This is a genomic window from Dokdonella sp., from assembly GCF_049593775.1.
Taxonomy (GTDB): Bacteria; Pseudomonadota; Gammaproteobacteria; order Xanthomonadales; family Rhodanobacteraceae; genus Dokdonella.
Window position 1 is genome coordinate 1 of record NZ_JBAWHJ010000293.1, and the last position, 7,998, is coordinate 7,998.

The following is a 7,998-nucleotide window of genomic DNA, read 5'->3' on the forward strand; positions in this document are numbered from 1 at the left end:
ACCATTTTCCGTTCATTGGTGACCGACTTATCATCGGCAAATTTTGCGCGATTGCACGTGGCGTCAAATTCATCATGAATGGCGCCAACCACAAGCTCTCGGGAGCCTCCACCTATCCGTTCCAGATCTTTGGAAACGGCTGGGAAAAGGTCATGCCGGCGCCTGGAGACTTGCCCTTCAAGGGCGATACGGTGATCGGCAACGATGTCTGGATCGGCTACGAGGCGACGCTCATGCCTGGAGTCAGGATCGGCAACGGTGCGATCGTATCGGCCAAGTCCGTCGTCGTTGCCGACGTCCCCGCCTACACGATTGTTGGCGGCAATCCGGCCAGGGTGATCAAGCAACGATTCGAGCCGGAAACTGTTGCCACGCTGGAGTCACTGGCGTGGTGGGACTGGCCCGTCGAAAAGATCACCCGGCACCTGGGATTGATCGTTTCAGGGGACATAGAGGCCTTGCGCCGCGGTGCTGCCGGGGCCTGATCCGCCCAAGCGTTGCTTCGCATCCGCAAGGCAGCGCGAGCAGAGTCACCACACGACTAGTTCGCCCAGCCTCCCAGCACGACTACCGCGATCACGGCCAGCCAGACATACAACACTCGACGCAGGATCACGCGCGCATCGGCCAGCTCGGCCATGGGATCACCGACACTCTCCTCGCCCCCGTCGCCTGCGGCGATATCGGCGTCAACGCCGGCTCGTGCGATGACCGCGAGAAAGCCGAGATCAAGCGTGAAGTAACCCTGCCCGTGAGCCAGGTGGTACTCGCGCCAGGCACGCACCGTGGCATCGAAATCGGATACCAGGGCCAGCGTCAGGGCAATGAGATGCGCGGGCGCCCAATCGAGAATCAGTGCAGCACGTTCAAACACTTCGCGATGATCGCCGACGACGTCCCGGAAGGATGGCGAGCGCGCCAGCAATTGCACCAGGCGATAGCCGAGCGCACCCACCGGGCCCAGCAGGGCGAACCAGAACAGCACCCCAAACTGGCGCGACAGGGCCGCAGCAAATCCTGCTTCCACCAGAGATGAGGCGGTCAGTGAAACGGGTTTCTCGCTGATGCCCTTGCCAAGCATCTGCGCAGCGTCCCTGCGCTGCACGCTATCCGACGCATTGAGGATGGCGTCGATATCGACATCGAGGTCGCGCGGCCCCCAGCTCATGTACAACACGACAATCATGAAGGCGAGCTCAAGAATGCCGAACCAGTGTCGATGCAGTGCCGCCTGAATCAGCGCAGTAGCGATCAGAATCAAGCCCGGAACCAGCAGCGCCCTGGCCGATCCGGGGTGATCTTCTCCCATCCAGCCGCGCAACCAGGAGAATCGGCGAAAACGCGCCAGGTCGGGCAAGGAATGCGTGCTTACCAGCACGATGAGTACCGCGATCAGGGTCTTGGCCATCGGTTCTTACTTTGGCATGGAGGCAGGTGGATTGTAGCCCGCGCCAGCGGCGGCTGCCCTGAAGCCCGCGGACTTCCGCCGGAATGGCACAGCACCAGGCCTGGCGAGCTGCAAGCCGTCCGTCATCCGCAGGGCTGCAGCGAATTCCGCGAGCACACGAATGTGGGGGACTCCCGACAGGCGCCAGCGTATCGATTTGGACCGAAGGGTCAGGCCCAGGTTGACGGTGATTTCAAGCTGCCAAGCTCCAGGCCACCCGCCTGCCTGAGCCAATGTTCGATCAGACGATACGAGACGGACAGCGGCGGCGGCAGTCCCAATGCACCGGATTCGACGTCGCGCACGAAATCATCCACTTCGTACCAGCGCGCTTCATCGATCTCGTCGCCGACACAGATATCCGGCTCATCGGCGCGTGCCGTGAAGCCGAGCATCAGCGAGGACGGGAAAGGCCACGGTTGCGAAGAGTGATAGTCGCTGTCGACAACGCGCACGCCAGCCTCCTCGAACACCTCACGGCGCACGGCGTCTTCCAGCGTTTCCCCGGGCTCCACGAATCCGGCCAGGGTGGAATATCGTCCGGCCGGCCAGGATGACTGGCGGCCGAGCAGACATGCGTCTCGCCAGGTAACGATGACAATGATGGCCGGATCAGTGCGCGGAAAGTGCTCGATCGCACAGGCCTCGTTGGTGCAGCGGGCGCGATGTCCCGCCCATTCCAGCGATAGCGCGCTGCCGCAGGCCCCGCACCAGCGCGAGCGGGATTGCCAGTGGGCCAGGCCTCGCGCGTAGGCGAACAAACCGGCCTCGAACGCAGGCATGCCCATTCCTGCGCGTCGAAGATCAACATACCTGCCCTCGCAACGTTCACCGATGCTTGCACATGCTTCGGAATCCGGCGTCAGCAGGAAGTAGGGAATCTGGTCCTGGTCCAGGCCAAGCAGGGTAGGCCTCGATTCGGACAGCAGCTCACGACGCTCGCTGCTATCCAGGAAGCGCAAACCTCGGGCTGTAGCCTGACTGAGCGCCTTGCCATCCTCGCCAACAACCAGGAAACGGGCTTGAGCTGCACCTTCGGCATCGCGCAACCAGTCGACCTCGATGCGGCGCTCGCTGCAGCGATCCAGGACAAGACCTGCAAAGACATTGTTGCGACTGCGCTGATCGGCGCTCAACGATCATTCCCTTGCTTCGTATCGACCCTGCTGACACTGCCCGGGTCAGGCATCTGGCCTGCACCGGGAGACGCACGGGACGCCCTATACAGCAAAGGACGATCCACAACCACACGTCGTCTTTGCGTTCGGATTGCGAATGACGAACTGCGCGCCGGTTAGCGACTCGGAATAGTCGATCTCGGCACCGGCCAGATATTGCAGGCTGAGCGGATCGACCAGCAGGAACACGCCATCGCGCTCGATGGCGAGATCGTCTTCCGCACGCTCTTCGTCGAAGGTGAAGCCGTACTGGAATCCTGAACAACCGCCGCCGCTGATGTAGACGCGCAAGCTCAGTTCCGGATTGCCCTCTTCGGCAATCAGCTCGGTCACCTTGCTCGCCGCGGCCGCGGTAAACACCATCGGCGCTTCGGCAAAGTCCAGGTAAGTGGGTGTGGCGGTAGTGTTCATGGTCTGTTTCCGGCGCTCGCTGTCGCCAGCGGATGATAGAGGCAACGTTGATCGGACTGCGCAAGCATCACGGTTTTCGGAGACGCCACCTGTCATGCAACTGCGCGAAATCCAGGTTGCCGGCCTGGACATGTCGCGCGGTACGGCTGGCGAAGCTTCTGAATGCCAACGGCTGCATCCCGACACAATCAACCGGATGACACCTGATCAGTGCCGCCCCAAGGAAGATCGTGGCGAAACCGCGTGATTCAAGCACGCGCAGGCTCGGCATCAACCGCATCGCCATCATCCGATGCAACCGCTCCAGGGCCGCTGAGCTGCCGTGGAGGCTCGGCCTGATAGATCATCTTGCCATTGAGCTGTGCACCGGCGGCCATCTCCAGCACCTTGTAGTAGATATTGCCATCGATACGGGCCTGTTCAGCCAGTTCGAGACGATGGCTGACAATGATGTCACCCGTGACCTTGCCGTTGATGACTGCATTGGGGGCACGGATCTCGCCATCCACCCGGCCTTTCTCGCTCAACGTGAACACAGCCTTGTCACCGTTTGCCGAAATTGCCCCTTCAACCGCGCCATCCAGATGCAAACCACCACTGAACTCGACGTCACCGCGAATGACTGTTCCTTCAGCCACCAGCGTGGTGATCGCCGACATCGAGTGTTTGCCTCGCTTGTCATTCCCGAACATTGCCTGACTCCTCGGCTTTCGCCGCATCTTCCCAAGAGAATTCCTGAACACTCCGCCCACCTGCACCCTCCGCACTGACACGGACGCTATTCGGCTCGAAGCCATCCGGAAGCATGATGATGCCGTTGACCTGCTGAAAATACTTGAACGCATACCCGATTCCGGCGCTTTCGGACTCCTGGCTCAAGCTTTTCCAATCCACCGTGTCGATCTTGCCATTGACTATTCCGGTCACCGAAAGGGTCAATCGACCGGCAGTTTCCGCACCACGCTTGAAGTTCTGGGTCAGCGTCGCGGCAAAGTTCCAGGCACGCGAATCGGTCACGGGCGTGAGCCTGAGGGCATGCACGGCCAGTCCTTCACGCTTGGCTCCACCAACCAGGCGACCATAAAACGCCAGATCGGCGCGCACACCGGCGATTTCCTCTTCACGGTCGCGCAAGGTCTTTTGCAAGTCGCCCAGCGCGGCCTTGGCGACCTGCTCGGATCGCTCCAGAACCGCGATACGCATTTTCAGCGCCTCGACATCCATGTGGTCGACGCTGACCGCGACCGGCTCCTGCTTCACGGACTTGGCCAGGAACAGGCTGGTGGCCGCCACCGTGAGCACCAGTGTACCCAGCCAGATCAGGGCCGCGAACAGCCAGACCCAGCGCGAACGCGCAGGATTGATCTGGCGAATTTCGAAATGCGGTGTGCTCATGGAAAAGGCGCGCTGTACCGACTCGCTGAGTCGTGAGGGGACTGCGCTTATAGCCACCCCCGCGGAGCGGCGTCAAGCACGGCTATACTGCCCCATGGTACCGCGTGGTTCGCCATCGCGAACAATTCACGAGGTCGCAGGAAACCGTGCCGCCTGCCTCGACACTGCAGGGTTTGGTCCTGCTGCTGCCATTGGGCAAACTCCAGGCCGTGATTTCACGCCAACCTGGCGTTCGCTCGGCCCGGGCGACAATCACGGCGCGATTCCGCGCGCCCCTTGAGGTGTTCGAACTAGCATGCTCTGGCTCAAAGCGTTCCACATCATCTTCGTCGTCACCTGGTTTGCCGGACTCTTCTATTTGCCGAGGCTGTTCGTGTATGACGTGGAGGCCAGCGAACCTGAATTTCGCCTGCGCCTCAGAATCATGCAGCGCCGCTTGCTGATGATCACCCACATCGGCGGTGCACTGGCCGTGGCATTTGGCATCGCACTGATGGGCTGGTGGATGAAGAACGCCCCGCAGGCACTCACCACGGGTGCGTGGTTCCATCTCAAGCTGCTTCTGGTAGTTGGCCTGATTGCCTATCACGGCATGCTGATGCGGCTGACACGCCAGCTGGCCAACGACCGTTGCACGCGCTCGAGTCGCTGGTTGCGCCTGTTCAACGAGATTCCAGCCGTACTCCTCATTGCGATCGTCATACTGGTGGTGGTCAAGCCGATCTGAGTCGCAGGTAGCTGCGCTGGCTTCGGCTCGCCCGGGCCGCAAGCCCTGAGTGGTTCAGGGCGGACCTGAGCGCTGCTATAGTCACATTCGGTTCCACGGGGGGACCCATGCAGGCCAGGGAACTCACTTCCAGACGACCACGCTCCCGCGCGGCTTTCGTCAACCAGATACCGGCGCGCGCAGGCGACCTGCGCTTGCGCGGCGAGCAGTTGCGCCAAGGCTACTGGGATATCAATGCAGCCCTGCTGCTGGCCGAGGATGCCGAGGCACTGGCGAGCAATTGCCACCTGCTCGACAGGGCCGCCGTTGCCAACCGCCTGGAGGAATTCGCAGAGTGCCTATGGACTCTGCTCGATCCGCCGCGGATGCCGGACAGCCAGGCACTGGACGAGATTGGCCGGCAACTGGAAGCGCTTGCCGAAGGCGACGACTCGCCGATTCTGGACACCACGGCCGGCAACGATGAACCGGCGACCCTGTTCGGCTACGCCGCGGCCGAAGCCAATGGCTTTCCGCTGCTGGTACGGCCACCCAAGGATTACTGGCGTCGATTCGCCTCTTCGCCAATCGCCAGCGCGCCATCAGTGCCAGAGACGCTTGCGCAACCGGCACACGTACCGACGATTCACACTGACAAGCCTGTCGAACCGACAGCAGATATTCGCCCCGCAATCGAACCAGTACCGGTCGTTGCGCCTGTGCCAGAAGCGGCAACACCAGTGGCATTGCGTCCGACCGCCCGTGATCCCGAGCCGGAGCTGGATGCAGAGATCGAGGTCGAGACCGACCCCGCACCGAGAAAAGTCTTTCACCTTGCCGACGGCGCCGACCTGAGCAAGGCCATCGATCTGCAATTGCGCGCCCAGGGAAATGAAATCGAGAGCCTTGGAACGGTCGATGCGCTGAAGGAAGCCATGCACCGCGCCACGCCTTCGCTGGTACTTCTCGAGGGTACCTTCCAGGAAGCGATCGAGGAAATCGGGGCACTGGTGCGGGCGGCGAGATCGCGATCCAGAAAGCGCGTCCTGCTGGTCGCCTTGTCCGAAGAGAAAACCGATCTTGCTGCGCGCCTGCGCGCCATGCGTGCAGGCTGCGATGCGTTCATCGTGCAACCTGGCAATGCAGACGATGTGATGGGGCGCCTGCGCGAACTGAACGCTGCGGAACATGCCGATCCGTTCCGCATCATGATCGTCGAGGATGATCGCTCGCAGGCGCTGTTCGCCGAATCGATCCTGCGCAAGAACGGCATGCAGACGCTGGCCGTCAATGACGCGTCGGTAGTGCTCGACAAGCTCGACGAATTCCGCCCGGACCTGATCCTGATGGATCTGAACATGCCCGTGTGCGATGGCATGGAACTGACCGCGCTGATCCGTGAACGTGAAGCCTACATATCGACGCCGATCGTCTTTCTTTCCGGCGAGGGCGATACGGAAAAGCATTTCGAGGCCCTCAGCGCCGGCGGTGACGATTTCCTGAGCAAGCCGATTGCGCCACGGCATCTTATTTCTGCGGTCACCAGCCGAGTCAGGCGGGCACGCCAACTCGAACGACGCCGGCGCGCTCCCAGCGCGCGGGAAGCCAGCAAGGGAGTCCACGATTCGGCGCAGTTGGCCCGGCGCCTTACCGAGATGCTGTCGATGGAAGATGCAGCCACGCGCAAGGGTGGCCTGATGTATCTCGAACTCGCCGATGCAGAGGCATGCGAGGATCGCGTCGGTCATTCGGCGTTCCGCATCCTGCTCGATCGACTGACCATGCTGCTTGCGGCACACATCGGCAATGGCGACATGTTGGCCCGTTGTGGCGAGCATGGATTTCTGTTGCTGAATCCGGATCTCACGACACAGGCCCTCGAGGACCACGCCAAGGCGTTGCGCGCCTGCGTCGCCGTTGAGAGTTTCGGCACCACCAAGGTTCCCCAGGAACTGAAGATTCAGGTCGGCATCTGTCCGTTCTCAGTTGCGGCAGGCGACGCGAAGGCCATGATCGATGCCGCGGAAAATGCGTTGCGGACAGTACCCGCTGGAGACACCGCCGGCATTGCACTGGTGGCGCCAGTCGCCAGCGAGGAGCAAGCCGGTGTTCTCGTCGCCGCGATTCGCAAGGCGCTCGATGATTCAAGCTTCCGTGTCGTCTTCCAGCCCATCGTCTCCCTGCATGGCGAGGAGGAAGAGCAATTCCAGGCCCTGCTTCGCCTGTCCAACGATGATGGTCGCGTCTATGCCGCAGCCGAACTCGTGCCAGCTGCGGAAGAAGCCGGGTTGATATCGGATGTGGATCGCTGGATGTTCGACAGTTGCCTCGGCACCATTGCCGACCACCTGCGCGACGGCCGCAACCTGCGACTGTTCCTGAGTCTATCCGCAAGCAGTGTTCTCGATCCGGATCGCGTCGAGTGGATCCGCAATGCTCTGGATACGCACCGCGTGCCAGCGGCGCTCATTTCCATCGAGATTCGCCTGGCCGATGCGGCTGGCTCGCTTTCGGCCTACATCCGCTTCGCCATGGCGATGAAGCAGCTTGGCGTCAGCCTGACACTGTCTGGCCTCGAAGCCGGCATGCTCGGTACCGAGATGCTGCTCAACCTGCCGGTGGATTTCATCAAGCTTTCACCACGCTACACGGCTGATCCGGATGACAGCCTGCGCAGCGAACTGCGTGAACTGGTCAAGCTTGCGCATGCAGGCGGACGTCGTGTCATTGCTCCACGTGTCGAGGAAGCCCGCGTTGCGGCATCCCTCTGGGCCAGCGGCATCGATCTGATCCAGGGCAACTTCGTGCGCCAAGCGACGCGCGACACCTCCTACGATTTCCAGATGGCCGGCAACTGAGCC

General features: G+C 61.7%; 8 protein-coding genes. 3 read left to right on the top strand and 5 right to left on the bottom strand.

Annotation, left to right across the window (positions count from 1 at the left end):
• On the top strand, positions 1 to 485 hold a 485-nt coding region (locus WBP53_RS10320; RefSeq protein WP_423928595.1), incomplete at its 5' end, for a CatB-related O-acetyltransferase.
• Between the two features lie 56 nt (positions 486 to 541).
• Here the strand turns inward: WBP53_RS10320 and WBP53_RS10325 are convergent.
• The 5 genes from WBP53_RS10325 to WBP53_RS10345 all read right to left on the bottom strand — a co-directional run bounded on the left by WBP53_RS10325 (position 542) and on the right by WBP53_RS10345 (position 4,431).
• Positions 542 to 1,408 (bottom strand): beta-lactamase induction protein, encoded by an 867-nt coding sequence (locus WBP53_RS10325; RefSeq protein ID WP_423928597.1) that lies wholly within the window; start codon positions 1,406 to 1,408, stop codon positions 542 to 544.
• A gap of 209 nt (positions 1,409 to 1,617) precedes the next feature.
• Complete coding sequence (gene nudC / locus WBP53_RS10330; RefSeq protein ID WP_423928599.1) at positions 1,618 to 2,583, bottom strand: NAD(+) diphosphatase; 966 nt, start codon at positions 2,581 to 2,583, stop codon at positions 1,618 to 1,620.
• An 84-nt stretch (positions 2,584 to 2,667) separates the two neighbouring features.
• A complete protein-coding gene (erpA, locus tag WBP53_RS10335; RefSeq protein ID WP_423928601.1) occupies positions 2,668 to 3,036 on the bottom strand; it encodes an iron-sulfur cluster insertion protein ErpA in 369 nt (122 codons plus the stop codon).
• Between the two features lie 248 nt (positions 3,037 to 3,284).
• Positions 3,285 to 3,728: a bactofilin family protein gene (locus WBP53_RS10340; RefSeq protein ID WP_423928603.1), complete on the bottom strand. Its 444-nt coding sequence runs from the start codon at positions 3,726 to 3,728 to the stop codon at positions 3,285 to 3,287.
• Positions 3,715 to 4,431, bottom strand: coding sequence for a DUF6776 family protein (locus WBP53_RS10345; protein ID WP_423928605.1), 717 nt, complete (start codon positions 4,429 to 4,431; stop codon positions 3,715 to 3,717). Before WBP53_RS10345 ends, WBP53_RS10340 begins: the two co-directional genes overlap by 14 nt.
• Before the next feature lie 295 nt (positions 4,432 to 4,726).
• Between WBP53_RS10345 and WBP53_RS10350 the strand changes: the two genes are divergently transcribed.
• Both WBP53_RS10350 and WBP53_RS10355 read left to right on the top strand, forming a co-directional pair.
• A complete protein-coding gene (locus tag WBP53_RS10350) occupies positions 4,727 to 5,158 on the top strand; it encodes a CopD family protein (protein ID WP_423928607.1) in 432 nt (143 codons plus the stop codon).
• Positions 5,159 to 5,265: 107 nt separating this feature from the next.
• Entirely contained in the window at positions 5,266 to 7,995 is a 2,730-nt protein-coding gene (locus tag WBP53_RS10355) for an EAL domain-containing protein (protein ID WP_423928609.1), read from the top strand.
• Positions 7,996 to 7,998: the final 3 nt, after the last annotated feature.

Coding starts and splice junctions, on each gene's coding strand:
- erpA (WP_423928601.1), bottom strand. CDS start 3,036: ATGAACACTACCGCCACACCCACTTACCTGGACTTTGCCGAAGCGCCG.
- WBP53_RS10325 (WP_423928597.1), bottom strand. CDS start 1,408: ATGGCCAAGACCCTGATCGCGGTACTCATCGTGCTGGTAAGCACGCAT.
- WBP53_RS10350 (WP_423928607.1), top strand. CDS start 4,727: ATGCTCTGGCTCAAAGCGTTCCACATCATCTTCGTCGTCACCTGGTTT.
- WBP53_RS10355 (WP_423928609.1), top strand. CDS start 5,266: ATGCAGGCCAGGGAACTCACTTCCAGACGACCACGCTCCCGCGCGGCT.
- WBP53_RS10340 (WP_423928603.1), bottom strand. CDS start 3,728: ATGTTCGGGAATGACAAGCGAGGCAAACACTCGATGTCGGCGATCACC.
- WBP53_RS10345 (WP_423928605.1), bottom strand. CDS start 4,431: ATGAGCACACCGCATTTCGAAATTCGCCAGATCAATCCTGCGCGTTCG.